Origin of the sequence: Methanofollis tationis (genome assembly GCF_013377755.1) — an archaeon.
Lineage (GTDB): Archaea > Halobacteriota > Methanomicrobia > Methanomicrobiales > Methanofollaceae > Methanofollis > Methanofollis tationis.
Map to the genome: position 1 here is coordinate 1,897,371 of NZ_JABXWR010000001.1, position 20,549 is coordinate 1,917,919.

Annotated in this window: 21 protein-coding genes; 6 read left to right on the forward strand and 15 right to left on the reverse strand. The window is 61.0% G+C overall.

What is annotated here, in order from left to right:
• The first annotated feature begins 11 nt into the window (after positions 1-11).
• From HWN36_RS09895 to HWN36_RS09910, 4 genes are all read left to right on the forward strand, one after another.
• Positions 12-1,472 (forward strand): TrkH family potassium uptake protein, encoded by a 1,461-nt coding sequence (locus HWN36_RS09895; protein ID WP_176789184.1) that lies wholly within the window; start codon positions 12-14, stop codon positions 1,470-1,472.
• A 69-nt stretch (positions 1,473-1,541) separates the two neighbouring features.
• Entirely contained in the window at positions 1,542-2,360 is an 819-nt protein-coding gene (gene cfbC, locus HWN36_RS09900) for a Ni-sirohydrochlorin a,c-diamide reductive cyclase ATP-dependent reductase subunit (protein WP_176789185.1), read from the forward strand.
• The gene (locus HWN36_RS09905) at positions 2,320-3,363 is read left to right on the forward strand and encodes a nitrogenase component 1 (protein WP_176789186.1); all 1,044 of its coding nucleotides are present in this window, start codon (positions 2,320-2,322) and stop codon (positions 3,361-3,363) included. Before cfbC ends, HWN36_RS09905 begins: the two co-directional genes overlap by 41 nt.
• On the forward strand, positions 3,356-4,468 hold the full coding sequence (locus HWN36_RS09910) for a nitrogenase component 1 (RefSeq protein ID WP_176789187.1): 1,113 nt from the start codon (positions 3,356-3,358) through the stop codon (positions 4,466-4,468). Before HWN36_RS09905 ends, HWN36_RS09910 begins: the two co-directional genes overlap by 8 nt.
• On the opposite strand, the gene HWN36_RS09915 is transcribed toward HWN36_RS09910, so the two are convergent.
• Positions 4,457-4,699 (reverse strand): hypothetical protein, encoded by a 243-nt coding sequence (locus tag HWN36_RS09915; RefSeq protein ID WP_176789188.1) that lies wholly within the window; start codon positions 4,697-4,699, stop codon positions 4,457-4,459. The genes HWN36_RS09910 and HWN36_RS09915 overlap by 12 nt on opposite strands.
• Positions 4,700-5,029: 330 nt before the next feature.
• A complete protein-coding gene (locus tag HWN36_RS09920; RefSeq protein WP_176789189.1) occupies positions 5,030-5,995 on the reverse strand; it encodes a substrate-binding domain-containing protein in 966 nt (321 codons plus the stop codon).
• Between the two features lie 353 nt (positions 5,996-6,348).
• Between HWN36_RS09920 and HWN36_RS09925 the strand changes: the two genes are divergently transcribed.
• Entirely contained in the window at positions 6,349-9,507 is a 3,159-nt protein-coding gene (locus HWN36_RS09925; RefSeq protein ID WP_176789190.1) for a PAS domain S-box protein, read from the forward strand.
• A gap of 31 nt (positions 9,508-9,538) precedes the next feature.
• Here the strand turns inward: HWN36_RS09925 and HWN36_RS09930 are convergent, their stop codons facing one another.
• Genes HWN36_RS09930 through HWN36_RS09950 form a run of 5 tightly spaced genes read right to left on the reverse strand, consistent with a single transcriptional unit; the run spans position 9,539 to position 13,427 of the window.
• Positions 9,539-10,651 (reverse strand): isocitrate/isopropylmalate family dehydrogenase, encoded by a 1,113-nt coding sequence (locus tag HWN36_RS09930; protein ID WP_176789191.1) that lies wholly within the window; start codon positions 10,649-10,651, stop codon positions 9,539-9,541.
• Complete coding sequence (locus HWN36_RS09935; protein ID WP_176789192.1) at positions 10,630-11,127, reverse strand: 3-isopropylmalate dehydratase small subunit; 498 nt, start codon at positions 11,125-11,127, stop codon at positions 10,630-10,632. The genes HWN36_RS09930 and HWN36_RS09935 overlap by 22 nt, the downstream gene beginning before the upstream one ends.
• Positions 11,127-12,383: a 3-isopropylmalate dehydratase large subunit gene (locus HWN36_RS09940; RefSeq protein ID WP_176789193.1), complete on the reverse strand. Its 1,257-nt coding sequence runs from the start codon at positions 12,381-12,383 to the stop codon at positions 11,127-11,129. The genes HWN36_RS09935 and HWN36_RS09940 overlap by 1 nt, the downstream gene beginning before the upstream one ends.
• Positions 12,384-12,398: 15 nt before the next feature.
• Positions 12,399-12,782 carry a hypothetical protein gene (locus tag HWN36_RS09945; protein ID WP_176789194.1) on the reverse strand — a complete coding sequence of 128 codons (384 nt, stop codon included), beginning with the start codon at positions 12,780-12,782 and terminating at the stop codon, positions 12,399-12,401.
• A gap of 60 nt (positions 12,783-12,842) precedes the next feature.
• The gene (locus HWN36_RS09950) at positions 12,843-13,427 is read right to left on the reverse strand and encodes a HemK2/MTQ2 family protein methyltransferase (protein ID WP_176789195.1); all 585 of its coding nucleotides are present in this window, start codon (positions 13,425-13,427) and stop codon (positions 12,843-12,845) included.
• 86 nt (positions 13,428-13,513) lie between these two features.
• Here HWN36_RS09950 and HWN36_RS09955 point away from each other — a divergent pair, with 86 nt between their 5' ends.
• The gene (locus HWN36_RS09955; protein WP_176789196.1) at positions 13,514-14,329 is read left to right on the forward strand and encodes an ABC transporter ATP-binding protein; all 816 of its coding nucleotides are present in this window, start codon (positions 13,514-13,516) and stop codon (positions 14,327-14,329) included.
• On the opposite strand, the gene rsmA is transcribed toward HWN36_RS09955, so the two are convergent.
• From rsmA to ftsY, 8 genes are read right to left on the reverse strand one after another with little or no spacing between them, the layout of a single operon-like run.
• Entirely contained in the window at positions 14,323-15,114 is a 792-nt protein-coding gene (gene rsmA / locus HWN36_RS09960; RefSeq protein WP_176789197.1) for a 16S rRNA (adenine(1518)-N(6)/adenine(1519)-N(6))-dimethyltransferase RsmA, read from the reverse strand. The genes HWN36_RS09955 and rsmA overlap by 7 nt on opposite strands.
• Positions 15,111-15,674, reverse strand: a complete 564-nt coding sequence (locus HWN36_RS09965) for a DUF655 domain-containing protein (RefSeq protein WP_176789198.1) — start codon at positions 15,672-15,674, stop codon at positions 15,111-15,113. The genes rsmA and HWN36_RS09965 overlap by 4 nt, the downstream gene beginning before the upstream one ends.
• A gap of 9 nt (positions 15,675-15,683) precedes the next feature.
• Entirely contained in the window at positions 15,684-16,034 is a 351-nt protein-coding gene (locus tag HWN36_RS09970) for an RNA polymerase Rpb4 family protein (protein ID WP_004039658.1), read from the reverse strand.
• Between the two features lie 19 nt (positions 16,035-16,053).
• Positions 16,054-16,347, reverse strand: coding sequence for a 50S ribosomal protein L21e (locus tag HWN36_RS09975; protein WP_004039657.1), 294 nt, complete (start codon positions 16,345-16,347; stop codon positions 16,054-16,056).
• 1 nt (position 16,348) lies between these two features.
• Entirely contained in the window at positions 16,349-17,581 is a 1,233-nt protein-coding gene (locus HWN36_RS09980; protein ID WP_176789199.1) for a tRNA pseudouridine(54/55) synthase Pus10, read from the reverse strand.
• Entirely contained in the window at positions 17,572-18,147 is a 576-nt protein-coding gene (gene trmY / locus HWN36_RS09985) for a tRNA (pseudouridine(54)-N(1))-methyltransferase TrmY (RefSeq protein WP_176789200.1), read from the reverse strand. Before trmY ends, HWN36_RS09980 begins: the two co-directional genes overlap by 10 nt.
• Entirely contained in the window at positions 18,148-19,464 is a 1,317-nt protein-coding gene (locus tag HWN36_RS09990; protein WP_176789201.1) for a signal recognition particle protein Srp54, read from the reverse strand. It lies immediately after the preceding gene.
• Positions 19,465-19,467: 3 nt separating this feature from the next.
• Positions 19,468-20,547 carry a signal recognition particle-docking protein FtsY gene (gene ftsY, locus HWN36_RS09995; protein ID WP_176789202.1) on the reverse strand — a complete coding sequence of 360 codons (1,080 nt, stop codon included), beginning with the start codon at positions 20,545-20,547 and terminating at the stop codon, positions 19,468-19,470.
• Positions 20,548-20,549: the final 2 nt, after the last annotated feature.

Sequence of the window (20,549 nt, forward strand, 5' to 3'; positions counted from 1 at the left end):
CCTTTTTTCAAATGGACCGGCTTGAGTATTTCTCGATTATCGCTCCTGATATCGGGCAGATATTTCGGTTCATGGCGGTGGTCACTTCTCTCCCCCTCGCCGTCACCGTCATCTACGGCGAGTGGGAGATGTTTGTGCCGATGGCGCTCGTACCCCTGATCTTTCTGCTCGTCGGCAGTCTTCTCGTGCGGGTGCCGCATCCGGCCCGTGAGGCCCGCCTTTCCATCGCCCTGACGGCGGTGGCGCTCATCTGGTTCTCGTCCGCCCTCATCGGTTCGGTGCCGTTCATCGTCGGCCTTCAGATGCCGGTGACCGACGCCGTCTTCGAGGCGATGTCGGGATGGACCGATACCGGCCTCACCCTCCTGACCGACATTGAGCATACGCCAAAGACCCTGCTCTTCTGGCGCTCGTTCATGCAGTGGCTCGGCGGCATCGGTATCGTCGCCTTCACCGTCGCCCTCGCCAGCCGCTCCGGCCTGATCCAGCGCGGTCTCTACCGCTCGGAAGGGCGGTCGGAAGCCTTCATGCCGAGCGTCGTCGGCACCGGCATGGCGATGTGGCGGATCTATATCATCATCACCCTCGCCTCAGTCGGGCTTGTCCTCCTCTCCGGGGTGCCGCTCTGGGACGCCGTGAACCTCGCCCTCACGGCGATCGCCACCGGCGGTTTCTCTGTCCACTCCGCGGGGATCCCGTATTATCAGAACCCCCTTCTCGAACTCCTCCTCGTCCCGGTGATGCTCGCAGGCGCCATGCCCTTCAAACTCTATTACCTGATGTACTCTCACCGGAAGGTCAGCTTCTTCGGGGACCGCCAGGCCGTCGCTCTTCTTGCTTTCACCCTCATCGGATTTCTCGTCCTCACCGCCGACTTCGTCTTCCTGATGGGACGCGATCTCTTCACCGCCCTGCGCGAGGGGATCTTCATGGCGACGGCAGGAATCACGAGCACCGGCTTCCAGAACTCCTCCCTGCACGTCTGGCCGGCGGTGACCACGCTTTTTCTTGTCATGTTCATGTTCATCGGGGGATCGTCGGGTTCGACGGCCGGCGGCCTGAAGATCTCGAAGGTGATCCTGGGGCTGGAGGGGCTTGCCTGGTGGTTCAGGCGGATCTTCGTATCAGGAAAGGCGATTGTCCCCTTCAGGCATGAGGGGAGAACCGTGCAGAAGAACATCGCCGAGATCGAGGTCTCAAAGAATATGCTCGTCATCATCCTCTATTTTGTCAGCGTCTTCTTCTGCACCATCGCCATCCTCCACTTCGATGCCCAGACGACCGTCGACTCCTCGAAGGTGATCTTCGAGGTCGTCTCGGCGTTCTGCAACAACGGCATTTCAACCGGTTTTGTCAATCCTGACATGAGCCTCGGCTCGAAATGGGCGTTTATCTTTCTGATGTGGTTCGGGAGGCTGGAGATCGTCCCGGTCCTCGTCCTGTTTATGGGCCTGATCAAGGGTTTTGACTGAGTCGGGACCAAATATTTTTGCGTTAATATCAATGCACTATATATCGGATGCACGCCCATGAGAGATGACATGAAACAGATCGCCCTCTACGGGAAGGGCGGGATTGGCAAGTCCACCACCTCCGCGAACCTCTCCGCCGCTCTGGGTGAGACCGGACTCGACATCCTGCAGATCGGCTGCGACCCCAAGCACGATTCCACGAGGATGCTGATGCACGGTGCCTGGATACCAACCGTTCTCGACCTGGTCAGGGAGCGGGGCGATGCCGCGATCGTCACGGACGACGTCGTCTTTACGGGCTACGCCGGTGTCCGCTGCGTCGAAGCCGGCGGCCCTGAACCGGGTATCGGCTGTGCGGGCCGGGGGATCATCGCCACCTTCCAGCTCCTCGAACGTCTCGGTGCGTTAAACGGCGATGTGATCGTGTACGATGTCCTCGGCGACGTCGTCTGCGGGGGGTTTGCGATGCCGATGCGCGAGGGGTATGCAAAAGAGGTCTACCTGATCACCTCGGGCGAGTTGATGTCCCTGTATGCAGCAAACAACATCGCAAAGGCGATCGCCAGGCTCGCAAAGCGGTCGAGGCAGACCTGTGCCCTCGCCGGCGTGATCTGCAACTCAAAGAACATGGAAGGGGAGGAAGACCTCGTCAGGGAGTTTGCCTCACGCATCAACTCCGCGATGGTGGCCTACATCCCGCGGTCCCGCACGGTGACCCTTGCCGAGCTGAACCGGCAGACGGTGATGGAATATGCCCCTGAATCCGAGCAGGCAGGCGTGTACCGTCGCCTTGCCGAAGATATCATGAAGAATACGCGGACATCGATACCGACACCCCTTGAAATTGATGAACTCGAAGAACTCGCCCGCAGGTTCGCTCAGGTATGAGGGGTGCACCCTCACCGGCGCACTCTCTGTTACGACGCAGGTACGGGACGCCGTCACGGTAGTCCACGGCCCGACCGGGTGCACGCACCACAATTTCTCTCTTCTTCATGCGATCGCCGCGGAGCAGGACGATTGTGCCCTCCCCCCGCTGGTCTCGACCAACCTTGCTGAGAGCGAGATCATCTTCGGGGGCGAGGAGGCGCTCGCCAGGACGCTTCAGCGCGTCGCCGACGACGGGCCGGCGGCGATCTTCGTGCTCTCCACCTGCATCACCGAGACGATCGGGGACGATATCTGTTCTGTCTGCGCCCGTGACTTCGGGCTGCCGGTGATCCCGGTCCCGACGGCCGGTTTTCTCGGCGGCGCCTTCTCTGACGGCCTGAACGCGGCGCTGAATACTCTTGCCGCCCTTGCCGGGAGCGAGGGTGTGGAGGAGCAGACGGTTACCGTCATCGGGGAGAAGAATCTTGAGTTCGAGGTCGAGGAGAATTTTGCTGAGGTTGAAAGGCTGCTCGGGCTGCTCGGTCTCCGGGTCGGCGTCAGATTTGTGCGGAAGATGCGGTTCGCCGACTTTGAGCGTCTCGGCTCGGGGAGCCTCACTGTTCTCAGGGAACCTGCCCTCAGGCCGGTCGGCGAGGCGCTGAAGCGGCGCTTCGGGACGCCATATATCGATTCATTTCCTATCGGGCTTGAGGGGGGCATATCGTTTCTGGAGGAGGCCGCCGCGATCATGGGGCTCGATGCCGGCCCGTCGGTTGAGGCTGAGAGGAGGCATCAGGCCGATATGCTCTCGTCCTTTGCCGACATGCGCGGGACGGCGGTCTCCCCCGACCCCCTGACCCTGGGGTCGCTGGAGTACGCCCCGGTCAGGCGCGTGATGGCGGCGCTTGACCTGAAGGCCGATAGCGGCGGTGCCAGTCTTTCCCTGCCGTACAGCCCGCCCGTGGGAACGGCCGGGATCAGGCGTCTGCTCCACCGCTGGAGGAGGAGGGCACATGCCTGAACGCCCCTGCGCCAACCCGGTCTGGCCGTGCGCCATGTGCGGAGCGGTCTCCTGCCTTTCAGGTTTTTCCGGGATCGACGTGGTCATCCACGGCTCGTCGGGCTGCTACTTTTATCCGGCATCGCTCATCCAGAGGCCGGTTCACGCAACCATGATCCTGGAAGAGGAAGTGATATTCGGATCAGAGGAGCGGCTTTGTCAGGTGGTCGACGAGATCAGGGGGCGGGGGAAGCGTGTGGCCGTCGTCCTGACCTGCGTCCCGTCGGTGACCGGCGAGGACATCACCGCGATGCTCGACGATGAGGGCGTGATCGTCATCGACAGCCCGGGGTTTGCCGGCGGGATGGAGGAGGGTTACCGGCGGGCGATGGCGGCGCTTGGCCCCGCGGTGGGGGAAGGAGTAGATGGGATAACGGTCGACGGCCTCAACCCGATCGACCCGTTCTACCGGGGCAACCTGCTGGAGGCCGAACGGATGATCAGGATGGCAGGCGGGCGGGTTGCGGCGGCGCTTGCGGCCGGGCCGGTTGAGGGGATCAAGGCGTGCGGCCGGGTCTCGGTCGGCACCAACCCCGGCCTCTCCGCTGGCGTCGGTCGCTCTGTCGGCTACCTTCTTGGCCTGGATCCGACGAAGGCGGCGTTCTCGCGCCTCGCCGACCTCTGTGGTCTTGACGCCGGGCCGGTCCTCCAGGAAGCGGAAGAGGCCGGGGAACAGATCGACCGGGCCTGCGACAAATATCTCTCCCGCTTCGATCCGCCGGCGGTGGCGATCTTTGCGGAGGACTCCTATGCGGCGTTTGCCGCCGCCACCCTGAGGCGATATCTCGACGCCGAGATCGCGGTGCTCGCTCCCAGGACCGGGGAAGGGGCAGTCACCTCTCTGGAGGAGATTGAGGAATTGATCGCGGAGGCCGGACCCGACCTGATCCTGGGCTCGTCGTACGAGCAGGCCGTGGCGCCTGAGATCCCGTTCGTGGGATTGACGTTTCCGCAGCGGGGCAGGGTGCGCCTCCATGCCCGTCCGATTACGGGCATCGAGGGCTCTCTCGCCTTTATCGAGGACGTGCTCACGGCGTGCCGCTCCCGCCGCCCTTCAGGGGAATAAGAGGGCGAACGGGATGCAGAGGGCGGCGAACGCCAGGGCGTTGGGTGCCCGCCTGACTATCATGCCGGGATGCGCCTCGCCCTCTTTGCCGATACCTCGGTCAACTCTGAGGGCAAGCACGTCTTCGGCAACCAGGACATGCGCGAGTGTTTCCCGCCCGAGCGCCTCCACCTCTTCGACGATCTTTATCTTGTGGGGGCGTTCAGGGCGGAGCGAGAAGACCCCGGCCAACAGGTGCGGGGATGAAAGCGGAACCGCCCTTCCTATGTCAGTTGGTCTTCTAACGATACATTTTTTTTATGTTCCTGCATCCTATCATAGTTTGTCTACGTTGCGAGAACCAAGCAGCCTGGCATTTCAAGTCACTGTAGGGCAGGGACTGCCCGAACAGTATAATCAACGCCCATGGAGATCTATCTGGTAAGACCTCTTCCGAGGCAAGGTCATTGAAGTGGGAAGCCACGCCCTTTAGGGCGTGGTAGTTCACGGACTCTATGGTCGGGGAGTTCGGGAAAGGCTACAATGAGTGGCCTGATCCCCTCTCTGAAAATGGGTGACGGTTCAGGCCCCGACCCCCATCGCTTCCCTGATCTCCCTGATCGAGAAGTAGCCGACATCCTTGAAATATCGCTCTGCCTCTTTTGAGGTGGCAAACTGGATGAAGGCGGCCTGGGCTCCGGTGGGTGTGCCGTTGGTGAGGTAGTTCAGCGGCCTGGTGAGCGCCTGTATGTAGGTCTCCTCCTCGTCATCCGTGTGTGCGAGTTCGCCGAGGATCGCCTCCCTGAACGAGGTGCCCGGAGAGGGGAGGGCCAGGTCTGATCCCCGGTCTATCACCCTGAGGGGGTGGACCTGCGCCGCCCCTTCCGCATACCCGACGTCGACAAAACCGATTGCACCGGGGTTATCCGCGACGGCCTTCAGGACGCCAGCACTGCCCTCTGCTTCGATCTGCTGGATCGTCCCGTATTTTCCCGTGTCTGCCGTCGGGAGAGAAGCATCGAGATTTTTTGCCGCCGTTCCGTACAGCCATTGGGCAAAGATCTCTTCAGTGCCTGAACTGTCACTTCTCTGGACAACCGCCCTCACCTCAGAGAGGTGCGGCATTGCTGTCAGGTCCTCGCTCACCGTATTATAGAGCAGTGCCACCTCCTCGCAGGAGATCTCGTACGAGGGATATCCGCTGCCCGCAATGAGTACAACGCCGCTCCCTCCGATCGGGTGGACGACAAGGTTTGGATACTGTTCCCGTTCCGTGGCTTCGAGAGATCTGGAGGCCGAACCGATCTCTGCCGTTCCGTCGACGGTGCGCGCGATCCCTGCACCAGAACCTCCCCCTTCGACAACAACCCTGACGTCGGGGTGGTGCGCCATGAAATCAGCAGCGAGGTACTCTGAGATCGGCTGGATCGTTGTGGATCCCGCAACGGTCAGGTTGGCCGGCGAGAGCGTGCCTGCGCCGGTGCCTGGGGAGAGGGGCGGGAAAAGGAAGACCAGGGCAACAATGGCGGTGATCAGGAGCAGCGCCACAATGCCGAGGTATTGATTATGAGAGAGTGAAACTCCGTCTTTGCTGTAAGGATGCATCGTGCTCACCTTGTATGGGGTTCAGGAAGCCTGACAATTGAATGAATGGACGAACACAAATATATAGTTTTTTAAAAATATCTATTGTGGTATTGGGTAATTTCTCGAGGAATACGGGCATTGGAATTTCTTTTGAACATATTCGGTGTAAATAATCGTGCAATCTTTTTTTATGCTCATCGCATGCCGATGAGAGGGTGGCGTGAGGGGCCCGCCGTGGAGATATAGTATATCTATAGTCCAGATATATTCTGGAGATAAACTATATGCTTCTTTCTGATCAACGGTTTTCATTCATGGGACTATATCCTGATGCTGATCGGACTGCAGTCGGCTATGGAACTGGCGATCAGGATACCCGCCCGTTTTATGGGCCGCTCTTCCGCGCCTTCTCCTCTCTCAGGATCAAAACTGCCCTGATCATCTTTGCCACCTCGGTCGCCCTCACCATTGTCATGGCCCTGACCTCGCAGGCCCTCATGCTCGGCGGCTTCACCGCACTGGAGGAGCAGGCCATGCAGGAGAATCTTGCCCGGGCAAAGAACGCGATCGCCGAAGATCTCTCAAAACTCGATATGATCGCCTTCACCTGGGCAGAGGCAGATGATACCGGCAGGTTTATGGGGGACAGGGATGCCTCATACCTCCGCTCAAATTTTCCCGACGAGAACTTCGTGGGCTCGGACTTCAATCTCTTTATGATCACCGATGCCGACGGGGAGATTGTCTGGCACAAATATGTGAACCTGGTCTATGAACACGAGATGCCGACACCAAAAAGTCTCCTCGAACAGGTTCCGGCCCTTTCTCCTGCTACTGGTAGCGAGGCCATCAGCGGTATCCTCATGCTCAGCTCAGGGCCGATGATGATCGCCTCCCGCCCGATCATGGCAGGGGACAGCGGGGGGGTGAGCGGCAGGGTGACCGTCGGGCGGTTCCTTGATCAGGTCGAGATCGCACGGCTCTCCAGGCAGACCGCCCTCTCCCTCTCCATCAACGAACTCGCTCTTCCTTCTGGAATCTCTGATGTGGGGGAGCGACTGGTGTCGGGAGGGGGTGCGGGTGTAGTCCTGACCGAAGGGGACGATCGGATCGCCGGCTATGCCCTTCTCCGCGATGTGATGGGCGCCCCGGCCCTGCTCCTGGAGATCGATGCGCCGCGTGAGATCTATCGGGAAGGGCAGAACGCCGTGCATTATGTCATCATTGCCATTCTCCTGATAGGAGGAGTGTTCAGCGCCCTGATGATCCTCCTCCTCCAGAAGACGTTCATCTCGCGGCTGGAGATCCTTGGAGGCCGGATCGCCGGCATCGGAAAAGGCGGTAATCTTTCGGCGCGGCTCGATGTCGACGGTGAGGACGAGATCGCCACGGTCGCCGCTTCGGTAAATGGCATGCTCGCCTCGCTTGAGAACGCCCGGTCCCTCCTGGACGAGAGCAGGGAACGCTACAGCAGGGTGATCAACGAGGCAAAGGAGATCATCTTCACCCTCGATCTGGAGGGGAACCTCACCTCGGTCAACAGGGTGGCTGAAGACCTCACCGGCCGGAGCCGGGACGACCTGATCGGCAGGCCGGTACGCGAGTTTATCGCCCCGCCCTACCTGCACCTTATTGAGGGGAGCCTGACCGGAAAGATCGAAAAGGTACAGGAGAAGACGGTTGAAATTGGCATATTGTCAAAATCAGGCTGGCTGCATATCCTCGAGGTGCGGTTGAAACCGCAGCGGCAGGGGGAACACTCCTGGATTTTTGGCATTGCGCGCGATATCACCGAGCTGCGCCGGACCGAGGAGGAGCTGGACCTCCACCGCAACCATCTTGAGGACCTGATCAGGGAGCGGACCGACGCCCTGATCAGGGCGAACGCCAGCCTGAACCAGGAGATTATCGACCGGAAATGGGCCGAGGAAAGACTGGCATCGGAGAAGAAACGGCTGTCAGTGACGCTCTCGTCCATTGCCGAGGGCGTGATATCCACCGATACTGGCGGGCGTATCGTACTGATCAACGAGATCGCTACAACGATGACGGGCTTCACCAGGGAAAAGGCCTGCGGCATGGGAATTGGATCCGTCCTCCATCTCCGCGATGCGCAGGGAAAAGAGGTTGCTGCACGCCTCCTCGAAGAGGTGCTCTCGGGAAAAAAGGTTCTCACGCTCTCCAGGGATCTCACCCTCTCAGGTCAGGACGGCTCTGAGATCCCGGTCTCCATCTCGGGATCCCCGATCCATGACGAGGGTGAAAATGTCGCCGGTGCCGTCGTCATCTTCAGAGATATCACCGGGACACTGAAATACGAGGAAGAGCTTCGCAGGCAGGAGAAAATCAGGTCGATCGGGACGCTTGCCGGTGGGATTGCCCATGACTTCAACAACATGCTTGCCGCCGTCACCGGCAATCTTTCGATCGCCAGAATGGACGTCCCGGAAGATTCTCCTGCCTATTCCCACCTCTGCGATGCCGAGGCCGCCGCCTTCAGGGCCAGAGACGTCACACAGCAACTGATCACCTTCTCGAAGGGTGGAGCCCCGGTGAAAAAGACCGCCGAGATCGGCGAGCTCGTTCGGGAGACTGCACGTTTCTCTCTGCGCGGGCGGAAGTCCACGCTCTGCATCATGATTGCCGACGACCTCTGTCGGGTGGACGTGGATACCGGCCAGATCAGCCAGGTGATCCAGAACCTGATTATCAATGCCGACCAGGCGATGCCCGAGGGCGGCACCATTGAGGTGAAGGCTGAAAACATTCTGGTTCAGCAGGAGAAACCCCCGATCGGGCCGGGCAGGTACCTGCGGATCACTGTTGGAGACCACGGGACCGGTATCCCTGAGGAGATCAGGGGCCGGATCTTCGACCCCTACTTTACAACGAAAAAAGAAGGAAACGGTCTTGGCCTTGCCTCGTGCCAGTCGATCGTGAGGAACCACGGTGGTTTCATCGAACTCCAAACCGAGATGGGAGTGGGGACCGCTTTCAAGGTCTACCTGCCGGCATCGCAGAAACCGCCGGAAAAACCGGAGGAAGGGGCCTGCCCTGCTGAACGCCCGGAAAAAAGCGCATCTGGGATGGGGAAGGTGCTCGTGATGGATGACAATGAGGAGATCATCCGTGTTGCCGAGGCGCTGCTCCGGCGGCGGGGTTTTGTCGTGGAAGGGGCCGCGGACGGGCTGGAGGCGATCGACCGCTACCGCGCCGCACAGGAGGGGGGCGCGCCCTTCGACGTCGTCGTCATGGATCTCACGGTCCCTGGAGGTATGGGGGGAAAAGAAGCAGTCCGGGAACTCCTGGCCTATGACCCCGGCCTGAGGGCGATTGTCTCAAGTGGTTACTCCGACGATCCGGTGATGGCTGATTACAGATCGTACGGCTTTGTGGACGTCATCGCCAAACCGTACAGGATGGCCGACTTCATCGCCGTCTTAAAGAGACATATCAGAAAAAGCGGCGATTGAAATCGCCCCTGCAGGATAAAAAAAGAGGTCTTCAGAACCCGATCAACGCGGCGACATGCCCGCCCACATCAGAGGTCCGCGCCGTGCCGCCGAGGTCCTTTGTCACCACGCCGTCCCTGATCGTCCCCTCGATCGCACGGACGACCGCTTCAGCCGCCTCGTGCTCGCCCAGGTGGTCGAGGAGGAGGGAACCCGCCCAGATCGTGGCGATCGGGTTTGCGACGCCGAGACCCTTGTACTTCGGGGCCGAACCGTGGATCGGCTCGAACATCGAGGTGCCCTTCGGGTTGATGTTGCCGCCGGGCGCCAGGCCCAGACCGCCCTGGATCATCGCCCCGAGGTCGGTGATGATGTCGCCGAACATGTTCGGGGTGACGACGACGTCGAACCACTCCGGGTTCTTCACGAACCACATCGTGACGGCGTCGACGAAGTTGAACTCGGTCGAGACGTCCGGGTGGGCGGCGGCGACTCCGGTGAAGACCTCCCGCCAGAGGCCATAGACGTCTGAGAGGACGTTCGCCTTGTCCACTGAGGTGACCCTCCTCTCCCGGCGCTCGGCCAGGTCGAAGGCGTACTCCATCACCCTGCGGCTTCCCTCCCGCGAGAGGACGCCGATCTGGTAGGCGATCTCCTCGGCGTCGCTCTCGGCGTCGAGGCCGAACTTCACCGAGTAGAGGTCCCTTACAACCTGGAGGTCGGCGTGGTGGCGCCCTTTGAACCGCCCGCCGATCCCGACGTAGAAGTCCTCGGTGTTCTCCCGCACGACGACGAAGTCGATATCCTCAGGCCCCTTTCCGGCGAGCGGCGTCGAGACGCCGTGCAGGAGTTTGATCGGCCGCAGGTTCACGTACTGGTCGAAATAAAACCGCAGGGCAAGCAGGATTCCCTTCTCCAGCACGCCGGGCCGCACCCGGTCGTCGCCGATGGACCCGAAGTAGATCGCCCGGTAGGCCGAGAGTTCCTTCAGTTCGTCCTCGGTGACGAGTGTGCCGGTTTCAAGATAGCGGTCGGCCCCGATCGGGTAGTCGGTCCACTCGATATCAAAACCATACTTCTCACCCGCGGCGTCCAGGACCTTCTTCCCCTCTACGAGGATCTCAGGCCCGATGCCGTCGCCGCCTATCGATGCGACCCTGTACACAGTTCCACCTCCTCTAGATTTTTCGCGTATTCCACAAGTCCGCCGGCGTCCACGATCTCCTGCATGAACGGGGGCACCGCCTCGGTCGCATGGCAGACGCCGTCAGATTCGATAGAGCCGCCGGCGATATCGACCACGGCCTCGTGCCCCTCGACGAGTGCGCCTGCCTCAGGGCAGATCAGGGGGAGAAGCCCGGTGTTGACGGCGTTGCGGTAGAAGATCCGGGCGAAGGACTCGGCCACCACGATCTTCACCCCTGCCCCGAGAAGGGCGAGCGGGGCGTGCTCCCGCGAGGAGCCGCAGCCGAAATTCCTCCCGGCGACAAGGACGTCTCCCTCCTGCACGCCCGCCCGAAAGTCGTCGCGGGTGCCCTCGAAGACGTGCTCCGCGAGTTTCTTCGGGTCGTACTCGGTGAGGTATCTCCCGGGTATGATTGCGTCCGTGTCGATGTCGTCGCCGAATTTCCAGATCCGCATCATGCCACCTCCCTCGGGTCGGTGATCTCGCCATATATGGCGCTCGCCGCCGCCGTTGCCGCAGAGCAGAGGTAGACTTCGGCCTCGGTGCTCCCCTGCCGCCCCCGGAAGTTCCGGTTCGAAGTGGAGAGGGAGACCTCGCCCGGTGCGAGGAGCCCGAAGGCTCCGCCCATGCACGGGCCGCAGCAGGGCGCCTCGACGAGGGCGCCCGCCTTGACGAATCGCTCGATCAGCCCGGCCCTGAGGGTCTTGAGGTACTCGTCCCGCGAGGCCGGGATCAGGATCACCCGCACGTCGTCGGAGAACGTCCGGTTGCCGAGCACCTCGGCCGCCTCGGCGAAGTCCTCGTAGCGCCCGTTCGTGCAGGAGCCGATGAACACCTGGTCGATATGCGTGCCGGCGATCTCCTCCACGTCGACGACGTTGTCCACGTTGTGCGGCACCGCCACCTTTGGCACCAGGTCGGTGACGTCGAACTCGCGCCACTCCGCGTAGGTGGCTTCCTCGTCGTTTTCGAGCGTGAACGGCCGGACATCCGGGCGGCGCCCTTTCAGGTACTCCCAGGTGATCGCATCGGGCGGGACGATCCCCGCCTTCGCCCCCATCTCGATCGCCATGTTGGCGCAGGTCATCCGCCCGGGCATCGGCATCGACGCAAACGTCTCGCCGGTGAACTCGAGGGCCTGGTAGGTGGCGCCGTCCGCCCCAATGCTCCCGGCGATATCGAGGATCAGGTCTTTCGCCCCGACGCGGGGGGCGAAAGCGCCGTTCACCTCGACGCGGATCGAGTCGGGCACCCTGAAGTAGAGGGCGCCGAAGCGGAGGACAAAGCCCATGTCGGTCGACCCGATGCCGGTCGCAAACGCTCCGGCAGCGCCGTAGGTGCAGGTGTGGGAATCAGAGCCCACGACGATCTCGCCGGGCGCCGCATGCCCTTTCTCCAGGACCACCTGGTGGCAGACGCCCTCACGAAGGTCGTAGTTGTGAATACCCTGGCTGAGCGCAAACTCCCGCATAAATTTCTGGTTCTCGGCCGCCTGAATGGAGTCGGCCGGGACCTGATGGTCGAAGAGCATCACGATCCGCGCAGGGTCGAAGACCACATTTCCGTTCATCTCACGGAATTTCTGCACGGCAAGGGGGCCGGTGATGTCGTGGATCATTGCCTTATCCACTGCCGCCATCACCACATCGCCCGCTTCTATCTCCTTCCCGCAGCGGGAGGAGAAGATCTTCTCTACGAGGGTTGCTCCCATGCCTTATCACCAGAATCATGGAGGGTTCGCGGTTAAGTTGTTTGGGGTGGACGGCGGCACGGCGAAGTCTCTCTCCGCAAAGGTGATTGCCGACAAGATCCGATCTCTGTCATGCTCAGGTGTCCGGCGTGCGGGAGTCCTGATCTTTACGAGGAACTCGGGGGCTATGGGGGCTTTCGCTACCGCTGCAAGCAGTGCGGATACACCGGATCTTTTGTCATCGAGTCTGAGGATGAACTCCCACCGCCTGAGAAACAGGTCCATGAGGAAGAGGAAAAGCGCTTCACGGTTCCTCTCTGGATAAAGCTTGTCGCCGTGCTGCTCATCCTCTATCTGCTGTATCTGATCCTCTGAAATACGCTGAAAGACAGAAGACCGGGACGGCGGGGTCGGGCTCACGCTTTGCGATCGCGGTGCTGCCAGGCGGTTTCAGGATCGAACCCTCTGGCTGAAGCGCCGTCACCCTGAGAAGCAGCAGAGGTCCCGGCTGATCCGCAGCACGAGGAGGTCCTCGCCCTCCACCCGCTCCTTTGCGGCGAGGAGCACGATATAGCCGAGGCCCGAAAAGATCTTTTGCACCTCCTCAGGCCCGGTGAGGGAAGAGACGAGCAGGAGGATCCGGCCGAAGGGGGCAATCACCCGCCCGACGTCGGCGGCGAAACGTTCAATTGTTTCCCGGCCCGTCGGCCCGCCGTCCAGCGCATATTCAAGCCAGTCGTCGATGCGCTCCTCCGGAGCAGTCGGCAGGTACGGCGGGTTGAAGAGGACGAGATCGAAGGGGCCGCGGACTCCCGCCATCAGGTCGGTCCGCACCGTCTCGACGCCGAGGGTGCGTGCGGCCCGCACCGCATGGGGGTTGATATCGGTCGCCACGACCGATGCTGCCCGGCCGAGCAGGGCTGCCGAGACCGCACCGCTCCCGCACCCGACCTCGAGCACGCGGTCGTCCGGTTTGACCCCGGCGAGCGCTGCGTCCCTGAGGAGGAAGGTGTCCTCCGCCGGTGCATAGACCTGGTCGTCCGGGGAAGGGGTGGGGATCTGCATGATCGTATCATGGATCGCCGCCGTTTTTCAGTCCTGCGGTCGGCGCCATAACCCGTATCTGCAGGCAGATCTGAGGTACCTGCACGATGAACACGCAGATCTCTCCTGGTGCGACGGCTCCCTCTCCCCCCTTGCTCGACTTCGCCAATATCACCGTGATGAGGGGCGACAAAAAAGTCCTCGACACCCTCTCCCTCACGGTCGGTGCCGGCGAGCACCTCGCCATCCTCGGGCCGAACGGCGCGGGAAAGTCGTCCCTGATCAGGACAATCACCCGCGAGTGCTACCCGCTGGCGCACCCCGATCGCAGGTTTTTGATCATGGGAAAGGAAGTCTGGGAGGTGGGCGCCTTGCGTTCAATGCTCGGCATTGTATCGAACGAACTGCAGTTCACCTTCACCCGGGAGTTCACCGGGCGCGAGGCAGTCCTCTCCGGTTTCTTCTCCAGCGTCGGGCTCTTCAGGCATGAAGTCACCGCGGCGATGGAAGAGCAGACCGACGAGATCCTCGGATTCCTGGAGATCGAGCACCTCGCAGACCGTTCCATGAGGGAGATGTCCAGCGGCGAAGGGAGGCGCTTCCTGATCGGGCGGGCGCTCGTCCACGACCCGGTTGCGCTCATCCTGGACGAACCCACGAATAGCATGGACCTCCACGCCCTCCACCACTTCCGCTCGACGCTCCAGAAGATCGCCCGCTCGGGCACCGGCGTGATCATGGTCACCCACAACCTCCACGACATCATCCCGGAGATCTCGCGGGTGGTCTTGATGAAGGAGGGGCGGATCTGCGGCGACGGCCCGAAGGATGAGGTCCTGACCGATAACGTCATCGGCGGGCTTTTCGATGTCCCGGTGCGGATCAGGGAGGAGGGAGGGTGGTATTATGCGAGCGGTTACTGAGGTGAGGGTTTCTTCTCGCCTGTACACAGGTTTGCGATCATCGCAAACACCATCAGGGACAACTCTTCCGGCCGCATCGAGAGGATCTCCTCGGGGAGCCCGGCGATAGCCCGCTCCACGTTCTCAGCCCCAAGAGCGCCCCGCCCGCCGCGCAGCCCGTTTCTCGCCGTCTTTCGCCGGTGGGAGAAGAGTTCCCTGACCACCGCCGCATACACCTCGCGGTCGGCGATATAATAGGGGGGCTCGTGCGGGGTGAGACGGACAACCGTCGAGGCGACCTGCGGCGGCGGCGAAAAGGCACCGGGCGGGAGGTTGAAGCAGAGTTTCACGTCTGCATAGGTCTGGACCATCACCGAGAGCCGCCCGCACTCCGGTGTTCCCACCGGCGCTGCCATCCGTTCGGCAAACTCGCGCTGGTACATCAATACGGCCTGCTCGAACCCGGCCTCGAGGAGCCTGAACGTGATTGGTGAAGACGCAGAATAGGGAAGATTTGCGACGACGATATCGAAGGCGGGGTAGGGAACCCTCACCGCATCGCCGTGGATGAGCGTGAACGCTCCGGCCCCGATCTCGCCGGCGAACCGCTCTTCAAGCCCGGCGACAAGGGAGGGATCGAGTTCGATCGCCGTGACCTTTGCACCTGCCTGAAGGAGAGCTGCGGTCAGCACCCCTTCTCCGGGCCCGATCTCAAGGACACTGCGTCCCGAAACCTCTGAAAGAGCAACGATCCGCTCGATCGCCCGGCGGTCCCTGAGGAAATGCTGGTCGTGCCGCGCCTTCATCGTGCCGTGAACAGACGATACTTGATCTCGGGTTCCTGGAGCTCTTCAAGCACACGCCCAACGATCAGCTTCACCGGATTCGGCAGAGACTTGATGCGCAGGGCGATGTCCTCTAAACTCTCGAACGGCTTTTTCTCCCGTTCTTCCAGCAGCTCCCACATCAGTTTCTTCCCGATGCCGGGGAGGAGGTGGAAGGTGTGGAGTTTCGAGGTGATCGGCACGGCTTTATTGAAGAACTCCACATACCTGGCCTCGTTCTCCTTCACGATCGCCTCGATTGCAAAGGGGAGTTCGACCCGCCCGGTGTTCGTCAGTTCGCCGTACCCGATCCGCCTTTTCACCCGTTCGATCTGCTTGCGTTCTTCATCGCCGATGTAGACCGTATCATAGATCCGGATGTCGGCACCCTTCTTCGGGATCAGTTCAAGGAGTTTGAACTGATCCTTTCCGACTGCCTGAACGATAGGTTCGCGCTTGAAGACCGGCTTCGGGTCATCTGCACGTCCCTGGAGGAGCACATCCACAACTACTGCGTAGATCTCCTTTTTCTCCGTCTTCATCGCAACCCCTCAGAGGTGGGTAATCACCATCTCGAGAATCACATCGAGTTCCTCGCCGGTGAGCGTGTAACGCTCCTTGGCGTAGATCGCCCTGAGTTCGTCCCGCGACTGGGGCATGATATTGGCGATCCTGAACGCGATGTCAGGTTTCATCTTTTCCAGTGCGAGGAGCTCGTTTACAAGGGCACGGGCCTTCTCGGCAGTGGTCTTGGAGAGGTGATTGGCATGCTCAATGCTCTGGCGGAGTTCATAGGACATTTCCTGCCCGGCCTCATGGCGCTGTGCTTCGACCTGCGCGAGCTGCTCTCTCATTTCCGGGAGAGTAATTCGCTCATCGCTGATTAATCCTTTTACCTTCATGCCAATCACACGGTGGACATTATACTTTCTGAGGTTTTAGATGTTGCGTTCTGGATATGACGAGTTTTGTGGCATTTCCGTCCGGGATCTCGACAAGCCAGGCGCGACCACGCTGCCCGACAACGGTGCCGGTCTTCCCGTGGAACCGCCTGTGCGGCATACCCTTCTGGATGCTCGGCTCGCAGACAATGTGAACCTTCTGTCCCATCTCAAAGTTCCTGATCGCGGCGGTAACCGGCAGGATGCCGCGGCGTCTGAGATCTTTCTTGAACTTATAGCGTGTTTTCTTTCGTGGACCGTTATGATGAGCCATATCATTCACCACTCCCTGGTTCCTCCACCAGCACTACATCGAGGCTGGTGACATGAGCGTCTTTACCCAGGATTTCTGCAAGACTCGGTTGTGTTCGCCCGTTGTCCCCCGAGACCAGTTCCTTGATATAGAGGCCGGCTTCGCCGACGACATCAATGACGAACTTCCCGTCCTGCATCCCGGGTGACTGTATATCGATCACCCTGCGTTCTCTGATCCGGTCGGCTCTGCGGTGTGCGACCCTCTGCGGTGTGCGCTGATGGATCACCACGCCGTTTAAGCAGGCGAGAGCGGATTTGAGTTCGTCCAGAGAGATCGTACCGTCGACCTCAACGAGAATCCTGTATTTTTTATGCGCTTTGTTCGATTTAAGGGTTTCCACCTCGGCGTGCGAACTCCACCCGGTGATTTTCACCCCTACCCTTCCATCGGCACTGGCGTTGATCGCCTCTTCCAGTCTGGCAAGGTCGATATCCCGCCGCAGGGGATGCATCATCTCCATGACAAAGGGGCGGCCGGTCCCGAGCATCCGTGCATCGATGTCCTCCCGACCAGAACCATGGAGAACGGCGTTTTCTGCATTGAAGATCTCGATCGCCGGCCCCCCGATCAGTTCCTCGACCGAGTCGGCGTACATCTTCCCGGTGTAATTGCAGCGTTCGCACCCCTTTCCATGGCAGATCCGGCAGTCCCAGTGCGTCTGGGGAATGCCCCGCTCATACTTCATATAGCGCCCACTGAAATACACCGGGTTGATCTCGATCTCCACCCGGTCTTCGGCAAGGTTGATTACAGCGACGACGTCGGGGCGCTTGAAGTCCACCACCTTCCCGGTCAGGGCCGAGACTGCTTTGCCGGTCTCGCGGTTCATCTCGGATTTGATCGGCTCGGGATCGGTCAGGGAGAGGTCGCTCCACACCATCTCCTCGCTCTCGGCGATGAGCGGCGGCACCCGTGTCCCCACCAGAAAGGTGGCGTGTTCTGTCCCTTCCAGCGCCTCCACGACCCGCCCGGCCCAGAGATCGATCCCGTCGAAGAGGCGGTTGCAGACCCAGCATTCATCGGGTTCGCCGGTATAGGGTTCATTTTTTACAAGGGCATGGACTGTCCTGAGGGCACGGCCCCGCTCGGCATTGGTCAGTCCAAACGAGCGCTTTCCAAAGAAGCGTCCGAGGCAATGGTCGCATATAGGGCCATAGTCCAGAATCGCCCCGATCGTTTCAATCAGGTCCATCCGCTCTCTCTCCTGTCAAGTTCATTGTGCAGGACCACAATCGCCATGTCGGCGTGCAGGATGCAGGGGCCGAGGGAGCAGGCGGGCAGGTCCTGCATCAGCCCGCGCTCCTCCTCTGAAAAGTTCTGGTGGTCTGAGAGGACGAAGGTCTCCGGGACGGTCTCAACGCCCCTGATGTCTTCCCCTCTTTCATCCAGAACAGCACACCTGCATTCGGCGAGCACCTCTTCAAGTCCTCCTTTTCGTACCGAGACGCCCGGGCTCGATTCCCTGAAGACGGTGCCGCAGGGGAGGGCGAGCGCCTTTTTGATCAGCCCGGCAACATTCCTTTCGTCCGGGCTGAGGCTGCGCACGCTCTCGCCTGAAAAACGGATAGTCTTCGGGGCCTTCGGTCCGCCGAGGAGAACGAGCAGACACTCGGTGTCCCGGCGAATTCCATGCGAGAGACAGAGGGATGCGGCGACGCACCGGCAGAGCTCGTCCATCCTGCCGGCGCCAGGAAGATTGTTCAGGGAAAAATCAGGGTCGGTGCTTCCCAGGTGGCCTACCACGACAAAACGTTTCATCTACTGAGTCTTCCCGAATCGCTTCATCATCCGCTGCATGGAGAATTTGCTTCCCCGCATGCCCTTCAGCGCCCGCTGCATGACCCGGTAATACTTCAGGAGTTCGCGCACGTCCTCGGGGGCGACGCCGGCGCCCCGCGAGATACGGTGCACCCGTGATCCCGAGATGATCTGCGGATCGTCGAGCTCGGCGCTTGTCATCGAGTCCATGACTACCTTGTAGCGCTCCATTTTTGTGGAGGTGACGTCGTAGGCGTCGTCGGGGATCTGCATGCCGCCGAGCGGGAGCATGGACATCACCTGCTTGAGCGGCCCCATCTTGTTCACCGTTTCAAGTTGTTTGTACATGTCCCTGAGGGTGAACTTCCCCCGCAGCATGGCGTTGACATCCATCTCCTCGTCGGCCATCACCTCTTCGGCCCGCTCGGCCAGGGCCTTGAGGTCGCCCATACCAAGGAGACGGGAGATGAAGCCGTCGGGATCGAAGCGTTCGAGGTCGTCGATCGTCTCGCCGGCACCGATGAATACGATCCCGCTCTTCGTTTCGGATACTGCGGAAAGGGCGCCGCCGCCTTTTGCCGTGCCGTCCATCTTGGTGATCAGCACGCCGTCGATCTCGATCGCCTCGTTGAACCTGCGGGCCTGTTCGGCCGCCTGCTGGCCGAGAGCGGCGTCGATGACAAGCCAGCGGTGCTCGGGCTTTGCGATCTCGTTGATGTCGATGATCTCCTGGATCAGATCGTCTTCAAGGGCGTGGCGCCCCTGTGTGTCGATGATGACGACCTCGGTCTCGGCAAACCGTTTGATCCCTTCGCGCACGATCAGAAGGGCATCTTTTTCTGTGGGATCGCCGAAGATCGGGACGTTGACTTTTGCACAGAGCGTCGAGAGCTGCTTATACGCCCCTGGCCTGAAGGTGTCGGCGCAGATCACGCCGACCTTCAGCCCCTTCCTCTGGAAATAGCGGGCAAGCTTCGCCGTCGTCGTCGTCTTGCCGCTCCCCTGCAGCCCGGCCATCAGGATCGTCTGCTGCGAGAGGTCCACCTTTCCCGCGCCGCCCATCAGGGCGACAAGTTCCTGGTAGACGATCCGCAGGACGTGCTCCCGCAGGTTCATCCCTTTTGGCGGCTCCTCTTCGAGCGCCCGCCTCTTTATGGACTGGGAGAGGTGCATGACGAGTTTGACGTTCACGTCGGCCTGCAAAAGAGCACGCTGCAGGCTCCGCACGAGTTCCTCCACCGCTGCGCGGTCGACGACCGTCTTGCCTGCAATCTTCTTGAGCGCGTCCTTGAGCGATGAACTGAGCGAATCGAGCATGGTTTATCCCTCCGCGCCGATGAGTTCATCGACGACTCTTTCAGGGCGGAACGGAACGATGTCGTCATAGCCCTGCCCGGTGCCCAGGAAAAGGATCGGTTTGCCGATCGTCTGGGCGATGGATATGGCGGCCCCGCCTCTCGGGTCCATGTCCGCTTTCGTCAGCATGACGGCGTCGGTCCCGACGAGGTCGTTGAAATCTTTCGCACGCACGACGGCGTCGTTGCCGGCCACCGCCTCATCGACATAGACGACGAGGTCGGGCTTCATTACCCGCCTGATCTTGTCGAGCTGGCTCATCAGATTTTTCCTGTTGTGGAACCGCCCGGCGGTGTCTGCGAGCACCACGTCGATTTCGTGGGCCTTTGCATACTCCACCGTGTCGTAGAGGACTGCCGCGGGATCAGAACCCTCCTGGTGCTGGATCACCTTGACGCCCAGCCTTGCGGCATGTTCTGCGATCTGATCGATCGCACCGGCCCTGAAGGTGTCCCCTGCGCCGAGCACCACGGAAAAACCATTTTTCTTAAAATAATGCGCCATTTTGGCGATGGACGTCGTCTTTCCGGTGCCGTTCACCCCGGTGATCAGGATCTTCACCGGGCGCTCGTGGGCGCGGACGTAGTCAATCGGATCGAAGCCTTCGCCGAGAACCCGGAGCAGTGCGCCCCTGAGGGCGGCGGTGACAACGGTATCGACCGAGGTGCCGATCTTCCGGTGGCTCCCGACGAGATCCTCTTTCATGTAGCCGATGATGGCGTCCGAGACGTCAAGGGCGACATCGTTCTCCAGAAGCGCCATCTCGAGCTCCTCAAGGGGTTCTGCGATGTCTTTTTCTGAGATGATCAGCTCGCGCTCGATGATAAGGCTTTTCACCTTCGCGACGAACCCTTCGGCCTTCTTCTCAGGCTTCGGAATGGTTGCGGAGGAAAGGGTGTCCGGTACGACGGCGGGCCTGCTGGCCTCAGGCTGCGGCACCGGTGAAGGCGCCTCGACCACCACATCAGGGCCTGCCGCCTCCTCGATCGAGCGCCCGAACTTCTTCTGAATATTCTGCAGTTTGCTCCTGAGGCCCTCGAACATGG

Excerpts from the sequence above, each read along its gene's own strand:
- rsmA (WP_176789197.1), bottom strand. The coding sequence starts at position 15,114 with ATGAAGGCGCGGCACGACCAGCATTTCCTCAGGGACCGCCGGGCGATC.
- HWN36_RS09975 (WP_004039657.1), bottom strand. The coding sequence starts at position 16,347 with ATGGCTCATCATAACGGTCCACGAAAGAAAACACGCTATAAGTTCAAG.
- HWN36_RS09905 (WP_176789186.1), top strand. The coding sequence starts at position 2,320 with ATGAACTCGAAGAACTCGCCCGCAGGTTCGCTCAGGTATGAGGGGTGC.
- HWN36_RS09955 (WP_176789196.1), top strand. The coding sequence starts at position 13,514 with ATGAACACGCAGATCTCTCCTGGTGCGACGGCTCCCTCTCCCCCCTTG.
- HWN36_RS09910 (WP_176789187.1), top strand. The coding sequence starts at position 3,356 with ATGCCTGAACGCCCCTGCGCCAACCCGGTCTGGCCGTGCGCCATGTGC.
- trmY (WP_176789200.1), bottom strand. The coding sequence starts at position 18,147 with ATGAAACGTTTTGTCGTGGTAGGCCACCTGGGAAGCACCGACCCTGAT.
- HWN36_RS09965 (WP_176789198.1), bottom strand. The coding sequence starts at position 15,674 with ATGAAGACGGAGAAAAAGGAGATCTACGCAGTAGTTGTGGATGTGCTC.
- HWN36_RS09990 (WP_176789201.1), bottom strand. The coding sequence starts at position 19,464 with ATGCTCGATTCGCTCAGTTCATCGCTCAAGGACGCGCTCAAGAAGATT.
- HWN36_RS09895 (WP_176789184.1), top strand. The coding sequence starts at position 12 with ATGGACCGGCTTGAGTATTTCTCGATTATCGCTCCTGATATCGGGCAG.
- HWN36_RS09935 (WP_176789192.1), bottom strand. The coding sequence starts at position 11,127 with ATGCGGATCTGGAAATTCGGCGACGACATCGACACGGACGCAATCATA.
- cfbC (WP_176789185.1), top strand. The coding sequence starts at position 1,542 with ATGAAACAGATCGCCCTCTACGGGAAGGGCGGGATTGGCAAGTCCACC.
- ftsY (WP_176789202.1), bottom strand. The coding sequence starts at position 20,547 with ATGTTCGAGGGCCTCAGGAGCAAACTGCAGAATATTCAGAAGAAGTTC.
- HWN36_RS09970 (WP_004039658.1), bottom strand. The coding sequence starts at position 16,034 with ATGAAGGTAAAAGGATTAATCAGCGATGAGCGAATTACTCTCCCGGAA.
- HWN36_RS09925 (WP_176789190.1), top strand. The coding sequence starts at position 6,349 with ATGGGACTATATCCTGATGCTGATCGGACTGCAGTCGGCTATGGAACT.
- HWN36_RS09940 (WP_176789193.1), bottom strand. The coding sequence starts at position 12,383 with ATGGGAGCAACCCTCGTAGAGAAGATCTTCTCCTCCCGCTGCGGGAAG.
- HWN36_RS09980 (WP_176789199.1), bottom strand. The coding sequence starts at position 17,581 with ATGGACCTGATTGAAACGATCGGGGCGATTCTGGACTATGGCCCTATA.
- HWN36_RS09950 (WP_176789195.1), bottom strand. The coding sequence starts at position 13,427 with ATGCAGATCCCCACCCCTTCCCCGGACGACCAGGTCTATGCACCGGCG.